The sequence below is a fragment of the Ruegeria sp. BF6 genome (assembly GCF_056538665.1).
Genome location: NZ_JBQFTN010000002.1, coordinates 108,317 through 123,909, shown reverse-complemented (window position 1 = coordinate 123,909; position 15,593 = coordinate 108,317). Strand labels below are relative to the sequence as shown.

Here is a 15,593-nt window from a genome sequence, read left to right as displayed (position 1 = left end):
CCACGAATGCCTCATCAATAGATTGAAAAGACTCTCTGAAAGAACGCGCGGTACAAAGGTGGTGTCCAGCATTGGCATTGATATCGAAACTGATCATCTTCGAGAAGGGTCCCGCCCTGCAGGAAAACCAGAATCTGCAATTTGCGCATAAGGGCTGATGCACCCCTGGCTAATAGCATCCCATGAAACTCGTCCAGATCAGAAATCCGCCCGAGGAAAATATGCGCGACCACCCCAAGCCTGCCAAAGGTTAGCTGATGCCAGCTATCCAGTTTTAGCAGCGAGGAAAGCCGCTGTGCCGTTTCCTGCAATCTTGCCTGCCAGTCGTCCTCGGCCGAGGATGAATCGATCAAAGTCGCGACGTATTCCGGCGGAACGATGTTCGCAGCAGGCCCATCGAATAAGAACAGAGCACCACAGGCGATGAACGCGCCTGCCGACTCTGATCGAACGCCAATAGTTACGTCCTGCACAAGCGCCAAGGCGACTGCGGCGATGTGCGCTTGCGAAATCTTCTTTAGAGCGTTGCTCAAACGCATGCTCATTGGTTTCCAACACCTCCTGATTGCGCGAGAAGCGGATCAGCGCAAACACCGCTGTCTGCTGCGTTGTCGCCCCGTATTTCCAGGATAGTGGGCGAGGTACTTTGTTCGCCAGAATAAGAGATTGTTTGTTAAAAAAAATGCACCGCACATTCACGGACAAATTTGCCAAGTTTTTACCACTCGGCCTGTTCAAATCCCAAAAAGTTTGGCCATGACCGCGCATCATCAAGCGCGCCTATGGCATAGCGATAAAACGCCCTGGACCACAGCCACATGGGTTTTCTTTCGTCCGCAGGAAGACCTGACTCTGAGATTTCCCGCACCTGAGGCCTAGCGCAAGTTCCTCAAGCAAACGTAGTTCAGCATTTCCACGAAACAGTTCGGCCTACCTGGTCTCTATTTGTGCCTGCTCGTAAAGGGCCTCGTGATACCCCGGCATACGCGGCGGTTGAGCATTAAAAAACTCAAAGTGACGAATTGGTACGACGACATAGGCCAAATGTAGGCCAGAATGATGTCACCACCGCTGACGCGGGCTCCTACCTCCAGCAGAACGCGCTCGAAGTTTGTTGCCTGTTCCCCACCGGGCACACCGACGCTAGCAACCCCTCCAAGGGCGAGCGCGGTCGCTTTTGATCGCGGGTCGTTCATCGGCTCGCCGCTGTTCAGATCAAGCTCAACGCTTTGAACCAAGAGGTAACCAAGAAAGAAAGCGACCGCATTCTTGATCAGTGTCATCAAAAGCACAGCGAACCAGGAACAGACGCGACCGGGTTTTCGTTCGGTTTGCACTGGTTCGGGTCGCGTCTAATCCACTATTCTATGGGCGTACCAAATGAGAGCTTCTGGTTTTCAGGGCCTTCATTGTGTGAGTTTCTGGTGCCACTCTTAACCATTCGGATACAAAGTTTGCTTTCTTGAAGCTCGGGGAAACCAATCGTGATGGGACCGAATCCTGAGATATTCTGGTGATAAACCCGGACGGCGTGAGGGTGTGGAATGCTCAAGATTTGCAGCACTTCAGGTGCGCAAAATGCCTGATCTTTTGCTTGCACGCCAAAGTTCAATACGGAGACATCACTAGCGAACGGAATCACGAACGATGCCGAAAACTGCTTTCTGTGCTATGAGTTCCTTTAAGAATTTAGCAACGCAAGAGGCCGGACGTGTCAATCCGTCGAGTAGAACTGCGTTACTTTGCGATCGTTTTATTACCGATTTTCGTTTTCGGGATACATGAGCTTATCCAACACCATCTGATTGCAACGGATTTGGATGTGCCTGTCGAAATTCTGCGTGATGACAACTCGTGGTTGGAAGCGGTGGGTCGTTTTCGGTTCCTTGCCGCATCCTGGTTCTTTGCTGCACTTGCAATTCTCGCCGTGGCTCTGCTGGTTCGCAATCTTTGGCGTCCATTGTCGAAGGAAACGAGGATAGCTGCATCCATAACAACACTTGCGGTATTTGTGCTGGCGATTGCTCCGACGATTCAGCAATACACAGCGTCGACAACTCCACGGATCTATCATCAGGTTGGCAAGGCCGTTTTTGAAACCGCACTATCACGCGGCACGCTACCCGGATGCCTGCAAGCTGACGATTATTGGCTGTTGGGCCGTTGTGGTGATACTCCGGTGTTTTCAATGTTCAGAAAGGTGTTGGACATTATCAATGCTCTGGCCGGGCTTGCGGTTGGCGCACTGATTGTTGGTATGATCCTGTGCCTGGCCTCTGCTCCAACCAAGGAAATCGAAGAAACTGCAGAGGAACTGAGGAAAAACATGCATCAAATGCGGCAGCAGCTGTATCTGTCCAGCCTTATCCTGACATTTGGCATGTTTTTTGCATCCAGTTGGATGTATTGGCCTCTGCCCTTGATCAATGAAACGGGAAAAGCCGCCTATAGCTCACTGGTAACCGCATCGGCATTGTTTACCGGAACCTATTTTTGCTTGTTGATGCTGAGTTTCTATCTTCCAGTTGCTTTGATATTGGACGGTCGCATCAAAGATCTTGCCCGCAAGGCCCATCAGAGCGAAACGACAGAGGATGGATTTGATGTCGAAGACTGGAAGGCATCTCATGGATTGAAAGAAGGCATTGGAGAGGTGTTGCGCGCCGGCTTTGCACTTACCGCGCCCATCCTGGCATCCTTCGCCGGGGGTATCACACCACTTACAGTTTAGCTGCCATTTACCAAGCAAATTTGCCTTTAACTGAAATCACCTCAGTCTAATTTAACCTGCTTTACTGGTGCCGCGAACTTTGACGCTCCGGGGCGGTAAACTGCCAGTAATGGGGCCTCAACTTTTTATTTGCTCCCGATTCTGCTATGGTCCGCACAGATCGAAAAATTGTGGTTTGGTCTTTTTTTCTACGGGGAGCTATTCGATTAGCTACATTTCATCGCAAATATCGATGACTAAATTCAGATAAATGCTCTGAAGCGATCGGATGGCTTTGCAATTACGCGAGGTATCCCGAAGTGCTTTTTACTCTTGGCCATGGCCAAAAAAATGTTCTTTCGACAGACACAGCACCGGGTGCATTGTCCGGTCTGGCACCCTCGGCGCGAACCGATGCGATAAATTATGGTCAGGCAACTGCCAAAGCTACAAGTACGGTACCCGCTGGTGCAGTGGGGATGTTCCAACGTGGTGCGACGCTCGGCGGTTCATTTGAGTCTTTGTTCCCAAATGCCCCCATCAGTACAACGGACGGCATCACGCTGACCAAACTTGATGCGCTGGATGATGCAATGCGGGAAGCCGCGAATGACCCGCCGCAGGCAGTCAATGCCAATCCGCCGGTTCATAGCGGTTTTGATCAGGACATTGATCATGACATAAAGGCCGGTACAAGCCGGAAAGGCACGCAATTGATCATCGAGCCTCCGGCAGGCCAAACCCTTGATCCGCTTCCCAAGAGTGACGTTACAGCTCCGCTGCTAAATCTGCGCAAGGGATTACTCGGGCTGGACGGTCTTTTTAGCGATGGGCCTAGTGACGAGCAGGCAGCAACGAAATTAAAGGAAGCCCTTCGCTTACCTAGTTCTGCAGGTATGATGCGGCTTAGTGTGCCGACCGACTTGAGTGGTAGACCTTCCAGACCTGCGGGCGATGCCGAAAGACTGACCCGCTGGCACTACCAATGGTTGGTAATGGACATCTATCTGAACAAAGTATGTGGCTCGGCGATCGTCGCCGATGTAGTCGCAAACGGCGCGGTGAGTTACGCTTCCTTCTTGGATCGTGTGAAGGTCGGAAACGGAAGGTCTCTACCAGACGAAGATCTGCTAATGTCATTGGAGTTTTTGGTTGCGGCCATTCGCTTTGGTCATTCCCCGCTTCGCGGCACATACGAACACAACCGCGCCTTCAACCGTGTATCTGCACCCATCATGCCGCGAGCAGGATTTGATTTTCTGTTCGGGTTCACTGGTGGCGGCCGCCCGGGAAACCACCCGGCCCTGCCGACAAACCGGGTCATCGAATGGGATCGCTTTACGTTCGACACTCCAACGGAATCTAACCATGTGGCGCGGTATATCGATACACAGCTCGCTCCACCATTGTCGAACATGGCGAAAGAAGCGGCTGGCGTCTTCAACCAACTCCCCCCTCACAATATGCGCCGTGGACATCGCCTGAACATTCCCTCCGCGCAGGCCTGCATTGATGGTTTCAACACCGAAAGTTATGGCGGCATCGCGCCTCTTACCGCAGCAGAATTGACGTCCGGAGAGACTGGTCAAGCGGTGGCAGATGGCGGGCTCGCGCAAGAAACGCCGTTATGGTTCTACATCCTGCGGGAAGCCGAGGTACAGGCGCAGGGGGCGCATCTGGGCCAATTGGGCAACCAGATCATAGACGGAACGCTGCTGCGTCTGACCAACTGCGATCAGACATCTTACTGGCATCAATCAGGATCCGACAATGGGCGGTGGCATCCTCAGGATGGCATGCAGCCAGATGGCATAGTTGTCGATGATATACCGGCGATGATCCGCGCCACACTCTGGATGTAGGAGCAACTGATGGTCGATGATACCCACCCAACACCGCTTCCGAGCGACGAACTCCGTAGAATGCTGTTTGATACGTCCATTCCGGATGAGGAACTGGCGGCCTACATGCTGCTCGACCCCGGCGAAAGTCGCCCTTTCGCGCCCAAGGTGCGGGTCAACCCAGCCCTCATTTTGCCGCCAACCGCAGATAGCGGCCTAAACAGCGCGCTACAAGGCGCCCTTGCCTTGGGTGGATTGAACGACATCTCGCGGGCTCGGAGAAAGCAGGCCTATCTGGCGAAAATCGCTAGCGGTTGGTCTGGGCTGAAGATCGTATCAGAAGGGGATAGCTGGTTTCAGTATCCGTTCCTGTTACAAGATGTCATCGATCATCTTTCCAGAAAACACGCCATCCTAAGTCTCGGTGCGGCAGGAGACACATTGGACGATGTGTTCGCGCAGAATGAAGTCGTGACCGCCGCCCTTGCCGAGCGCCCGGATGTGGTGCTTCTGAGCGGCGGAGGCAACGATTTATTGGGTGGCGGCAACCTTGCCACCATCGTCCGGCCGTTCACACCCGGCCTGGATGCAGCGGGTCATATCACGACCGCTTTCGACGCCATCCTAGCCGAAGTTATCAGAAAGCTGCGCAACATTGCCGCCGGAGTTGCGGCGGCGGTACCGGGAACGCCGGTTCTAACCCATACGTACGACCATGCGATCCCTGATAACGGTCGGTGGCTTGGTCGCCCGCTTCGATCCCGAGGTATCGAGGACAAAGGACTGCAGCGCGAGATCGTACACATTCTGATTGACCGATGGGCCGATGCCTTGGCCCGGCTCGCAAGCGAACCCGGATTGTCTGGCAAACTTCATATCGTCAATTGCCGCAACACCATTCCGGATAACGGATGGGAGGATGAGCTTCATCCAGACTCAAAGTCTTTTGGTAAAGCGGCACACAAATTCGAAGCCATAATCCAAAGCGTGACCGCTGGTTCACAACCGGCCCATGCGTTAGGCGCCATGGGCACCTTAAGAAGGCCGGAACCAGAGGAAACCGAACTTGCCGAAACAGTTTTGAACCTCGCCGATCGCTTCGATGAAACGATCTTGTTGTCCGAGATCGGTCGTCGGGCTTCTCTTGAACGCATCGGACCGGCTGGTGCGATGATGGGGATTGGACGTGACACGGCAGGTGTACCGGATTCAAGCCTGTCAGGGGGATATCCGACCTTAAAGCGCCTCGGTGCCCGAATTCTAAACCGTGCACATCGCGAATTGTACGGGCTATTATGCGGCTCTGACGACGCCGACAAAGCCGATCGCGAAGCGTTGCGCGCCGCGTTCAACATTGGTCAAGGCGCACTGGCAGCAGCGATTGCGGGATTGCTTGTCAGTGGCCCGCTCGGCCTTACGGCTTTTGTGGCTGCACCCGTCGCCGCCATCATCGTAAGGCGCTTTCTTGCACCCAGTTGGGCTGAGACCTGTACCCTGTGGGCAGAGAAACTGGATGATAGTGGGACAGCACACGCAAGCCTCAACATCGCGCAACGGGGAATTCAGGCGGTCAAAAAGAACCCTGACCGGTTCTGCGTCTCGTTCAAGAAAAACCCGGAACCCGGCGAAATCGAAACACTTGCCGGATCGAAGGCGGCCTTGTTGAACAGTGCAAAATGGCCGTTCAATTCCGTTATCAGAATTCGGTTCCTGGAAGGTTCAAGCCATCTGAAAGAACGTGTCGAGCACTATGCCCGACAGTGGGTTGCACAGGACATGGCAGCATTGACGTTCGATTTTGTGGAAGACGGTGATGCGGAAATCCGGGTGGCTTTTCAACAAGGTGCCGGTTCATGGTCGTTGCTGGGAACAGAGTGCCTGAACGAACCAGACCAAACCAAACCAACAATGAATTTTGGATGGTTGACCGAACAATCCAGCGAAGAGGACATTCGCGAGGTTGTCCTGCACGAGTTTGGCCATGCACTGGGATTGATTCACGAGCACCAGAATCCCGACGGTGGGATCGAATGGAACGATGAGGCGGTAAAAGCCGATCTGTCGGGCGCACCAAACTTCTGGGATGAAGACACCATTAAACGCAACGTGTTGAATCATTATGACCCCGGTACGCTGATGTTGACGGAAATCGATCCAAAATCGATCATGATGTATCCGATCCCGAACAAATGGACGATTGGCGAATTCGAAACGGGTTTCAATACAGATTTCAGCCCGGCAGATCGCGAACTCATTCGTCGCGCGTACCCCCCGATCTAAGGACCTGAGGAACGATGGCGCAAAATGACATGGCATTGGTCGTCGCGATAAGGCGATATCCAAGCTTTGGCGGTAATGCCTCATCTGGTTCCCAGGACCTTCATGGCCCGGTCAATGACGCGGAAGAGTTCATAAAATGGCTGAAGGCTCCGGGTGGGGGTGACGTGCCCGACGAAAATATTTTTTCCGTGACATCAGACGAGTTTCCAGATGGCGGCCCAATTGGTCCGGTCGAAGCGCACTTGACTGACGAGCTTGACGCTTTGATAGATCTCGCGAAAAAGCCACCCAAAAAACGGCGGCTCTATATTTACGTCAGCGGTCACGGCTATGGCAGGAGACGGACCGAAGGCGGGCTTTATCTTGCAGACGCGGCCCCAGACAATCTGACAAACCTCTTTGTCACCGATTACTTCAATTGGTTCATGGATGCAGCGCATTTCAAGGAATGCATTCTGTTTTGCGACGCATGTATGGATCAGGGCAGGCTTGCCTCTCCGGCACCTGTTCATTGGAGACGCGAGATTCGCCCGAATGGTCAGAACACGAAGGCAATCGGGGCCTATGCGGCGCGGTTCGCGGGGCGCGCTGTCGAACGCACAATGGCAAACGGGCAGGCACATGGCGCTTTTTCATATGCCCTGAAGTTAGCGCTTGCCGGTGCAGCCGCCGTTGTCGATGGCCACGGCAATCGTGTCATCACAAGCGAAAGTCTGCGAGACTATCTGATCGCCACCATGCAGAAACTTATGACAGACGCTCAACGCCAGCACCCGCTGGTTTCCACCGAACCCGACTTCGGTCCGTTCGACACTGTCACTCTTGTTGAAAACCCACCTGTATTTCAGGGAAATGTAAGTGTCTTCGTTCCAGCCCAGGTGTCGAATGCCACGCTTTCGCTGGAAAACGCAGTCTTCAACGATCTTGGTCAGGTGAATGCTGTGTCAGGGCGCGTCGCACTAAAGCTCACACCTGGATATTATGTGCTTTCTGAAAATGGCGGCTGGGAAGGTGCGTTCGAATACACTGGTGCAGAAACCCAGATAGACCTCAGGCAATAGGTGGTTGATGATGCCAAAACTGACGGTACGTGCTGAAGACGAAACTACCGAGATTTTTGTGGTTGCAGCAGATTTCGCGTTATGTGCACGCGGTGCCAGGTATCTGGAGCAGGACCTCACACCCGGCATCTACAAAGTCCGAGCCGTGTCAGGTCGGCGCGAGTGGCAACGTGTAGTCGTGTTGCGTGACAACACCGAAATCCGCGTTCCGAAGATCGAGTTCGGATCCGCCGCGCCGCTCGCCAGCACAAACCGCACCCATGAATCGCATATGGCTGCCGTAGAACAGGCAGTCCCACCTGCGCAGACCGAAGGTCCTGCAGCGCCAGCCGGCGCGATGCATCTGGGTCGCGGTCCTCAACCGACACATGATGGGTCTTTCGTCTTTATGGCACGATGGTGGACGCCGTGGCGGGACATTGGACCCAAGAACCTTGAAAACCCGGCAAAAGGGGCAACTCTTGGAACTGGCGGTGGTGTGCGTTTGCTGTCCCTCGACCAGTCCGGCGAAGTCGGAAACCAGACCAGACCAACGGACGCAGGGCCACATATCGCTCCGGAGGCGACCTGGTTCTCAGGCGACCTTTCACAAGACAGGTTCTCGGGCGTCTCCTTGCATGCCGAACCTGGAACTTACACGCTGGGCTTATCTGATGGCGACGGAAAGACGGAGCAAACAGTTACGATACTGCCAGGTTGGCGAACACATGTTTTTGCCCTTTACGAACCGCCGGTGGATGACACGACAGAAATAGAAAAAGGAGCAAAAAAACGGTTGGTCGATGTTTCTATCCACATCACGCGTGGAAGCCTGTCTATGTATGATGAAAGCGCAAGACTGACGGACGCAGCAAGATTTGCACTGGCTGACGAAAGATCGACTGCAACGAGCGAGCTGCTGAAATTCGTAAGCGGAAAATTCGAAAACCCGATGTTGGGTCTTTACGGTGCTCATCTGCTGTTGCTTTTGAAGGAAAAACGTAGTGCAGCGAGCATCGCGCGACCGGTGGATTTCGATGAAGCCCTGTTTCAAGAAGTGTTAGAAAACACCGAAAGGATCTTTGGCGATCAGTATCCCGATATCGTGGCACTACGTGGGGTTAACGCAGACACAAAGCCTTTGCGTTTTCCACCCATGCTTTCGCGCAGCTGGTCGAAGCTGCTCGCAGAATCCGCCCAAGAATCCAACCTGGTCCCTCCAAGCCTATGGCGGCGAACAGTACTTAGGTCACAATCGCAACCGTTTTTTGTCTGGCGAACACCGCAATATGGTGGAGACCGCATCATGCACCGTGAAATTGAACTCGTCCGCTCCATTTTAGATGCGGCGGCAGAACGCGAGCGGTATGATGAAGCTGCAAAGGGATTGCGGAGTCGCAACGCAGATCCCGCGGTTCGTGACCAGTTTATTCTAGAATGCACTAAACGATTTGAGGCCCCACGCTCGGTGATCAACATGATCCTTTAGCAACCAGTACGCCCATTCGTGTCCTGATGAGGGCAGCTAATGCCGTAGCTTCATCCCCTTACACGTTCCGTCCCAAATCTAGCCAATAGCGTGTGCACCGAAGCTCACCTGTTCAAGTCAGAGCCCTCTTTTCCACCAAATACCGTCGATCTCGCGTTGCAGTGGCGCGCCACGTTCCGGTGATCGCAAAACAATTCTCAGCACTCAATCCCCCTTTGAACCCATTCGGCCCACCCTTGAAAAAACGGGCGATTACCTTGCATTCACACCAAGGCGATACCAATCGGGCGAGACCGATCGGTCCGGTCGCATCTCCAAGCGCGGTCTTTCTGACGCGTCTTTGGCGAGATGGAACTGAGTTTGCCTGGACAAAGGAGGCCTTGCCACATGATTTGAAACACAGAATTCCGCAAACCGTGGAAACTGGTCCTATCGGGACGGAGGCAGGATGACATCGTGATGCAAAGTCGATGCGCCGTACAAGGCGACTTCGCAGCGGACTTTTGGAAGGCATCCGGTCACCGACTCCGTTGAGGGGCGGCTCGCTCTACTCCGGAGAGAACCATGAGTCCGATGCGACTTAAGTCCAACCTTGAAATCAAAGCCGTAGACAGAGAGCTTAGGAACGTCACCACGATTAAAAACTGCTGACCCGTTCTATGAGCCAGTACATCGACACCGAACCGATGCCATAGGCTGTAACCAGTGTTGCCATTTGACTGACAGGAAGCGCAATAAGTCGCCAGACCATGACCAGAACAGCCAATGCTCCGACAAAACTCAGTTGTCCGGCCTCGACACCAAGGTTGAATGCAAGCAAAGCTGCTGGAATATCGTCAGGGGGAAGTCCTATCTCAGCCAAAGCACCTGCAAAACCAAGACCATGCAAAAGCCCAAACCCGAAACAAACGATCCAGGGTTTCTGTTCTGAAAGCCGGAACCGATCTTCGCTGCCCTTGACGATCTCCATCGCCAGAAAAACGATGGAAAGCGCAATGACAGCCTCGACCGGCGGACCGGGAACATTCAAAACGCCCAACGTTGCTAGTGCCAGTGTAATCGAATGGGCAAGCGTGAACGCCGTTACGGCTCCCACAAGCCTCCAGGGCTCGCGGACCAGAATAAACAGCGCGAAAACGAACAGAAGATGGTCCCAACCTTCCAGTATGTGTTCAAAGCCCAACTGGAAATACGCAATGAAAACAGACCATGTGGTCTGTTCGGAAGGTATAATCTGGATGGCTTCATCTGGGGTGAAACGAAGCGTTGCAGGCTCAGCCTTCAGGGAATGCAAACGGACCAATACATCGTTCTTTTGGGCCTCCAGACCTTCAATCGCAATGTATTGACCCGCGATATCCGCGCGGCACTCGACAACCCAGGAAGAAACCCACGCTCGGCCATCGGAAATTGGGTCAGGGCCGCGCGCGGGTGTACAGCCATCCGGTAACACCGCGTCAATAGCCATCGGTTGACCATTCACATCGGGTTTTCGCCAATGAACGCCCCAGGTGTCCGAAGTGATTTGCCGAATTTCCAGGTATCCCGGATCAAGCGCATGTGCAGCGGCGTTACCCGCGGACCAAGCAAACAGCAGAGCACACAACAAGCAGCGCATGAATTTCATTTGGCTTGACCTGCAAGATCGGGTGCTATGATCTCATAATTATCGGCAAGAGCCTTGTATTGCGCCCGTGCCAAATCTTCGCTCATTGCGTGACGCCAATCCCGCAGCACCTCATCGTGTACCTCCGGCAAGGGAGGTATCCGGCTTGGTTCCACGGCCAGCACTTGCACCAGATGGACCCCGTAACCTGACTGGACCGGCCCCATCCACTGACCTTCTTCAAGATTGGCGAGACCCTCGGAGAACCCAGTTCCAAAGACCGAGTCGACAATCCGTGTCGCGGTCAGGGGCATTGATGCGGGCAGCAGTGTCGGACTTTCCAAGCCGGAAATCTCTTGTTCCGCGCGCAGGGCGGTCAGTGCCCGTTCAATTTCGGCCGCACTTGGCTTCTCACCAAGAAAAACCTGAGTGAACGCAACCTTATTGGGTGTCGCGTAGCGGTCCGGGTTTTGTTGTAGGAAAGCTTTCAGATCTTCGTCTTCCGGAACAACTGACGTGGCTATAGATTCAGTCAGAAAATCCATTTTTTGGCTCAACCGCGATCTGATTACGCTATCTCCGCGATCCAGGCCAAGCTTTCTCGCTTCCCTGACCAGAACCTCTTCGCGAATGGAGGCATCGACCAAAGCCTGCAGCTCGGCATCGCTTGGCTGACGTTTCCACCTGGCTTCGAATTGTGCAGCAAGCAGCGCGGCATCGCTTGCTCTTATCGCTATCGTCTCTGGATCTGCGACGGTGTCGTTATCCGGAGAAATAATGTGGAACCAAGTGAATATGGCAGCTCCTATCAAGAAGAAATGGAACAGAGGTTCTTTCACTATTCGCATGAGGGCTCCTGCGTGAAACGCGATCCGGATTTAAGTATTGATGCTGGCATCAGCCAGCTTAAATTTGCAAGGAATTGTAACTCAGGGTGTTTCGCACGTCTGTGGAGAGTGCCGAGGCAAAGGTCCTCACCTCGGTCTCCAAATCCCTACGAAGAGAGGGTCACTCTGCCGGGGTGTACCAAATCGGAGAGGAATACGCGCGTTCCTGATGCGTAAGCACCGCATCTTCTGGCAGCTCGGCACCAAACCTCAGTTTGTCGTACAGAACCCAACGTGGGGTCGGAATTTCGAGCGCACGCACATAATAAAATGCCCGCGCATTTGGATCGAAATCAGGATCAGACCAAACGGTGACCAGTTCGGCGGTTCCGATTGTGTTGGTCCAGCTGGCGGTTTCCAGATCCACGGTGTTTCCAACAGCAGGGATCTTGCCGGTTTGATCAGCAATACGGTCGTCCGACCAGGCGACGTCATAGACCTTTTCCTGCAAAGCACCTTCGGAATCGAGCCATCCCTTTATCACCTGCACGCGATCCAGGTTGGCACCAACCGGGTCGCGCAGTGCAGCGATCAGGAACGAGGGTGCACCATCGCCCTCGCGAGGACGCATGTCGGAACCCATTGGAACACCCTTCGTGTAACCAACATTTGCAAGGAAGCGGGTTTCAACATCAGCGTCATTGAAATCCCATCCACCAAAGAACCGCAGACCGATCCGTGGTCCTGTGGTTGCGTAGGTTTCGCGCCGCTTGAACGCATCGAAAATCGCGGCACGTGTGTTTTCAGTCGCCCATACCGCCGTGTAACCAGACGCGACAAGAAGGTCGCCAGGAATTTCGCCTAGATCATTGGCGATGAAAGGATGCTTGATCCTTGTGGCCGAAGGTTCAACACTTACGGATTTTCCAAAGAAGTTGTCTTCTTCGGCCGTCGCCAGAGACGTATGGCTGTCCGTCGCGCCGCCCATGCCGAACTTGTAAGGGTTCACACCGAATTTTTCTTCCAGCACCAAGCCGCGCTTCAATGCCTCTCTGGCGTATTCGCCAGCCAGCATATCCTCGGTTTTGAGTTCAGTGATATCGAGGTTGCCAACGTCCCAGTTTTCGTAATCCGCGAATTCATCATCGGGGCTAAGGTAGGGGTGCGCTTCGCCGTCGCCCTTGATCTGTGTGACCTCATAGTGGGGCTCCCATTTCGCACGGGCCGCGACGTAATCCTCGTCTACCTTACCGCCGTGATACGTGTCTTCGGTTGGGAACATCCAACCGTTGGACAGGTTGCCGTTATGAGCAAACGCAACTGCGCGCCCGCCAGTTTTCTCCTGATACTCTTCAAGCCAGGCATAAAGCGCCTTTGGATCGGTATCACCGTAGGGAGGTTGCGTGACCGGAGGTACCATTTGAAGCGCCCTGATCGGCCCATCGCGCAGCATTACGTTCCGGTGCAAGTTGAAACCTTTCGGTACCGAGGTCCACTCAAAGCCGATGAAAGCGGTAAAATTGCCGGGGTCGTTGTGCCGTTCTGCCGCTAGAACAATATTCTCCCACGTAAAGGCAAAGGCATCGGCACCCGGACTGTAAGATTCAAGAAGAACTTCCGGCAGAGTCATTTGCGAGAAGTTGGTAATAATGTCGAATGCGGTCTTACCTGCCTCTTCTCCGCCCGCTTTGTAACCTTCGTACCACTCCAAACCTTTTGGGTCGGCAAGAACACCGGGTTTGCCTGCCTGCAGGTCCGGGGCAAAACCCATCAAGTCAGTATGGTCGGTGAGAACCATCCAATCCAAAGGCCGGGCCAGCCTGACCGGCTGTCCAGTCGAAGAAACGACCTGCTCGCCCTTAGCGAAACGCCAGGCGTCATCGGGCAGCAGGGTGTTCCCAAACGCACCCGCGTCCAGTGAAAGTCCTGTGTGAAGGTGGGTATCCCCCCAAAGCGGGCGTTCAGGAAAGGATCGGTTGGCATAGGGAGAGTAAGGTTGGTCCGAGAACAAGCCCTCAGCAGCCTCTTCACTTGGGACAGCGTCGGCGAAGGCATCCATCGGCGCCAATCCCAGTGCGATAAAGCTTAGCAACATACGAAGCATTGTGACCTCCCAAATCAACTTATGCCTAGTGTTGTCGATGAATTGCATCGCAACAACCTAATATTCGTATTTATCTATATCATGATGCGTTTTCTCATTGGGAAAATTCTTGGCGCATGGTTCTGTTGTAGTGGCGCAAGAAGCAATTCAGGCCTAAAAGCCTTATCCTATCATTGCTCTATAGGCGCTAAGCATAAAATCTTCTGACTAAATATTTGACTTAGTATGCTTGAAACCAAATTTCCCAAGAGGATCGTGGGGTTATCTCTTTCGAAACACCGATTGCAGTTTCCTCCGGTACATTGTGAATTAACCTGAAACTCGCCTTTGCCGTTGCAGCGAATGCTGGAAGGTGGACTGCGACCACAGCAAAATTACACATGGCCAACGCCCGGAATGAGCTGTTCCTCATACGAGTAGAAAGCGTTTCGCCATCGGATGCTGCGCAGCTTCGAAGGTCTGCTCCGAGCCCACTTTTTACGGTTCAGCGGAGCGACCGAAAGGCGGATATTCGAGTGATTTCCTTTGATTAAAGATTGTCACCGGGGCGCAAAGGGCGATCACGAGGATCGCCCATTCGCCATCCAAATACACGTCTTCAGCTATGGGTCCGCGATTTCTCCGGATCGTAAACAGGGCTGGAAACGATTGTCGCTGTCGTGTCCAAGCCGTCGCCAGTTACCGACAAAGACGTACCGATGGGCAGCCCTGGTAGCACATGGGCCAGAGCCAGAGATTTGCCCATGCGGTGCGAATGGCAGGGGCTGTTGATCACGCCGACTTCTTCACCATTTATCGAAAGTGTTTCTCCACCTTCGACCATGTCCGGGTGATCAATGTCGAGGCAGACGTTATTGACCTTTTCGCCCCCTTTCGCGGCCATGACCGCCGATTTGCCGCGGAAATCCCCCTTGGACTTGCTGACGGTAAAGTCCAGGCCAACCTCCCATGGGGTGTTGTCCTCGGTCATATCGTATCCGTAGAATAACAGTCCCGCCTCGATCCGCACCTTGTCGAGCGCAGTGAAGGAGCAGGGCATCACGCCTGCTTCCACCAACCTGTCCCAGATATCGGTAACGACACTACCTTCGGCAAAGATCTCGTAACCGCGTTCACCTGAATATCCAGTTCGTGAGATGCGGCAGGTATGGCCAAAAATCGTAGCGGGTGCGTGTTCGAAATAGGCCAGCGTTCCAAGGTCAATATCCGTTTGGGCGTTGAGGATATCCAATGCTGCTGGTCCCTGAACTGACAAGTCGTGCAGGTCGTCGGTAAACTGCACGTCAACATCACGGCCTTCGGCCGATGCTTGCAGCAGCGCCATAGTGCGCCCGGAGCCGTGCACGATCATCCATTCATCGCCGCCGTTGTTCGACACGATCGCATCATCCGCAATCCCTCCGGAATCCGTCAGCACACATAAATAAGCCGCCTTGCCCGGCGTTACTTTTGACAGATCGCGCGTGGTCAGGTGGTCTAGGACTGCTTGCGCGTCAGCGCCGCGCACCATCACCTTTTTCAGCGGAGACATGTCGAACATACCCGCCCGTTCGCGCACAGCATCATGTTCGTCGTTCGGGTCGGTGTTATAGGTCCAGGCAGTACCCATTCCGTTCCAATCCTCGAGCCCTGAGCCCAGAGCGATGTGGCGGGAAGCAAGCGCGGAAGTGCGGCTGAGTTCTTCGGTCATCTGTGT

At 53.9% G+C, this 15,593-nt stretch carries 11 protein-coding genes; 5 read left to right on the top strand and 6 right to left on the bottom strand.

The window, feature by feature from the left end; all coding sequences use genetic code 11:
* Window positions 1-14 precede the first annotated feature (14 nt).
* Window positions 15-545: a hypothetical protein gene (locus ACR0IM_RS08690; RefSeq protein ID WP_480681535.1), complete on the bottom strand. Its 531-nt coding sequence runs from the start codon at window positions 543-545 to the stop codon at window positions 15-17.
* 396 nt (window positions 546-941) lie between these two features.
* On the bottom strand, window positions 942-1,283 hold the full coding sequence (locus ACR0IM_RS08685; protein WP_480681534.1) for a hypothetical protein: 342 nt from the start codon (window positions 1,281-1,283) through the stop codon (window positions 942-944).
* Window positions 1,284-1,711: 428 nt separating this feature from the next.
* On the opposite strand from ACR0IM_RS08685, the gene ACR0IM_RS08680 reads away from it, so the two are divergent.
* The 5 genes from ACR0IM_RS08680 to ACR0IM_RS08660 all read left to right on the top strand — a co-directional run bounded on the left by ACR0IM_RS08680 (window position 1,712) and on the right by ACR0IM_RS08660 (window position 9,360).
* A complete protein-coding gene (locus tag ACR0IM_RS08680) occupies window positions 1,712-2,731 on the top strand; it encodes a hypothetical protein (RefSeq protein ID WP_480596765.1) in 1,020 nt (339 codons plus the stop codon).
* A gap of 299 nt (window positions 2,732-3,030) precedes the next feature.
* Window positions 3,031-4,572 (top strand): peroxidase family protein, encoded by a 1,542-nt coding sequence (locus tag ACR0IM_RS08675; RefSeq protein WP_480681533.1) that lies wholly within the window; start codon window positions 3,031-3,033, stop codon window positions 4,570-4,572.
* 9 nt (window positions 4,573-4,581) lie between these two features.
* Window positions 4,582-6,831, top strand: a complete 2,250-nt coding sequence (locus ACR0IM_RS08670) for a GDSL-type esterase/lipase family protein (protein WP_480681532.1) — start codon at window positions 4,582-4,584, stop codon at window positions 6,829-6,831.
* 14 nt (window positions 6,832-6,845) lie between these two features.
* Complete coding sequence (locus ACR0IM_RS08665; RefSeq protein ID WP_480681530.1) at window positions 6,846-7,892, top strand: caspase family protein; 1,047 nt, start codon at window positions 6,846-6,848, stop codon at window positions 7,890-7,892.
* A 7-nt stretch (window positions 7,893-7,899) separates the two neighbouring features.
* The gene (locus tag ACR0IM_RS08660) at window positions 7,900-9,360 is read left to right on the top strand and encodes a hypothetical protein (RefSeq protein WP_480681529.1); all 1,461 of its coding nucleotides are present in this window, start codon (window positions 7,900-7,902) and stop codon (window positions 9,358-9,360) included.
* 637 nt (window positions 9,361-9,997) lie between these two features.
* On the opposite strand, the gene ACR0IM_RS08655 is transcribed toward ACR0IM_RS08660, so the two are convergent.
* The 4 genes from ACR0IM_RS08655 to ACR0IM_RS08640 all read right to left on the bottom strand — a co-directional run bounded on the left by ACR0IM_RS08655 (window position 9,998) and on the right by ACR0IM_RS08640 (window position 15,587).
* The gene (locus tag ACR0IM_RS08655) at window positions 9,998-10,987 is read right to left on the bottom strand and encodes a HupE/UreJ family protein (RefSeq protein WP_480681528.1); all 990 of its coding nucleotides are present in this window, start codon (window positions 10,985-10,987) and stop codon (window positions 9,998-10,000) included.
* Window positions 10,984-11,805, bottom strand: a complete 822-nt coding sequence (locus ACR0IM_RS08650; protein WP_480681527.1) for a peptidyl-prolyl cis-trans isomerase — start codon at window positions 11,803-11,805, stop codon at window positions 10,984-10,986. Before ACR0IM_RS08650 ends, ACR0IM_RS08655 begins: the two co-directional genes overlap by 4 nt.
* A gap of 169 nt (window positions 11,806-11,974) precedes the next feature.
* The gene (locus ACR0IM_RS08645) at window positions 11,975-13,897 is read right to left on the bottom strand and encodes a DUF3604 domain-containing protein (RefSeq protein WP_480681526.1); all 1,923 of its coding nucleotides are present in this window, start codon (window positions 13,895-13,897) and stop codon (window positions 11,975-11,977) included.
* Window positions 13,898-14,495: 598 nt separating this feature from the next.
* Window positions 14,496-15,587, bottom strand: a complete 1,092-nt coding sequence (locus ACR0IM_RS08640; RefSeq protein ID WP_480681525.1) for an aminomethyl transferase family protein — start codon at window positions 15,585-15,587, stop codon at window positions 14,496-14,498.
* Between the last annotated feature and the right edge of the window lie 6 nt (window positions 15,588-15,593).

What these genes read in the sequence shown, in the direction of transcription:
- ACR0IM_RS08690 (WP_480681535.1), bottom strand. Translation starts at nt 545, where the DNA reads ATGAGCATGCGTTTGAGCAACGCTCTAAAGAAGATTTCGCAAGCGCAC.
- ACR0IM_RS08685 (WP_480681534.1), bottom strand. Translation starts at nt 1,283, where the DNA reads ATGACACTGATCAAGAATGCGGTCGCTTTCTTTCTTGGTTACCTCTTG.
- ACR0IM_RS08670 (WP_480681532.1), top strand. Translation starts at nt 4,582, where the DNA reads ATGGTCGATGATACCCACCCAACACCGCTTCCGAGCGACGAACTCCGT.
- ACR0IM_RS08665 (WP_480681530.1), top strand. Translation starts at nt 6,846, where the DNA reads ATGGCGCAAAATGACATGGCATTGGTCGTCGCGATAAGGCGATATCCA.
- ACR0IM_RS08660 (WP_480681529.1), top strand. Translation starts at nt 7,900, where the DNA reads ATGATGCCAAAACTGACGGTACGTGCTGAAGACGAAACTACCGAGATT.
- ACR0IM_RS08655 (WP_480681528.1), bottom strand. Translation starts at nt 10,987, where the DNA reads ATGAAATTCATGCGCTGCTTGTTGTGTGCTCTGCTGTTTGCTTGGTCC.
- ACR0IM_RS08645 (WP_480681526.1), bottom strand. Translation starts at nt 13,897, where the DNA reads ATGCTTCGTATGTTGCTAAGCTTTATCGCACTGGGATTGGCGCCGATG.
- ACR0IM_RS08640 (WP_480681525.1), bottom strand. Translation starts at nt 15,587, where the DNA reads ATGACCGAAGAACTCAGCCGCACTTCCGCGCTTGCTTCCCGCCACATC.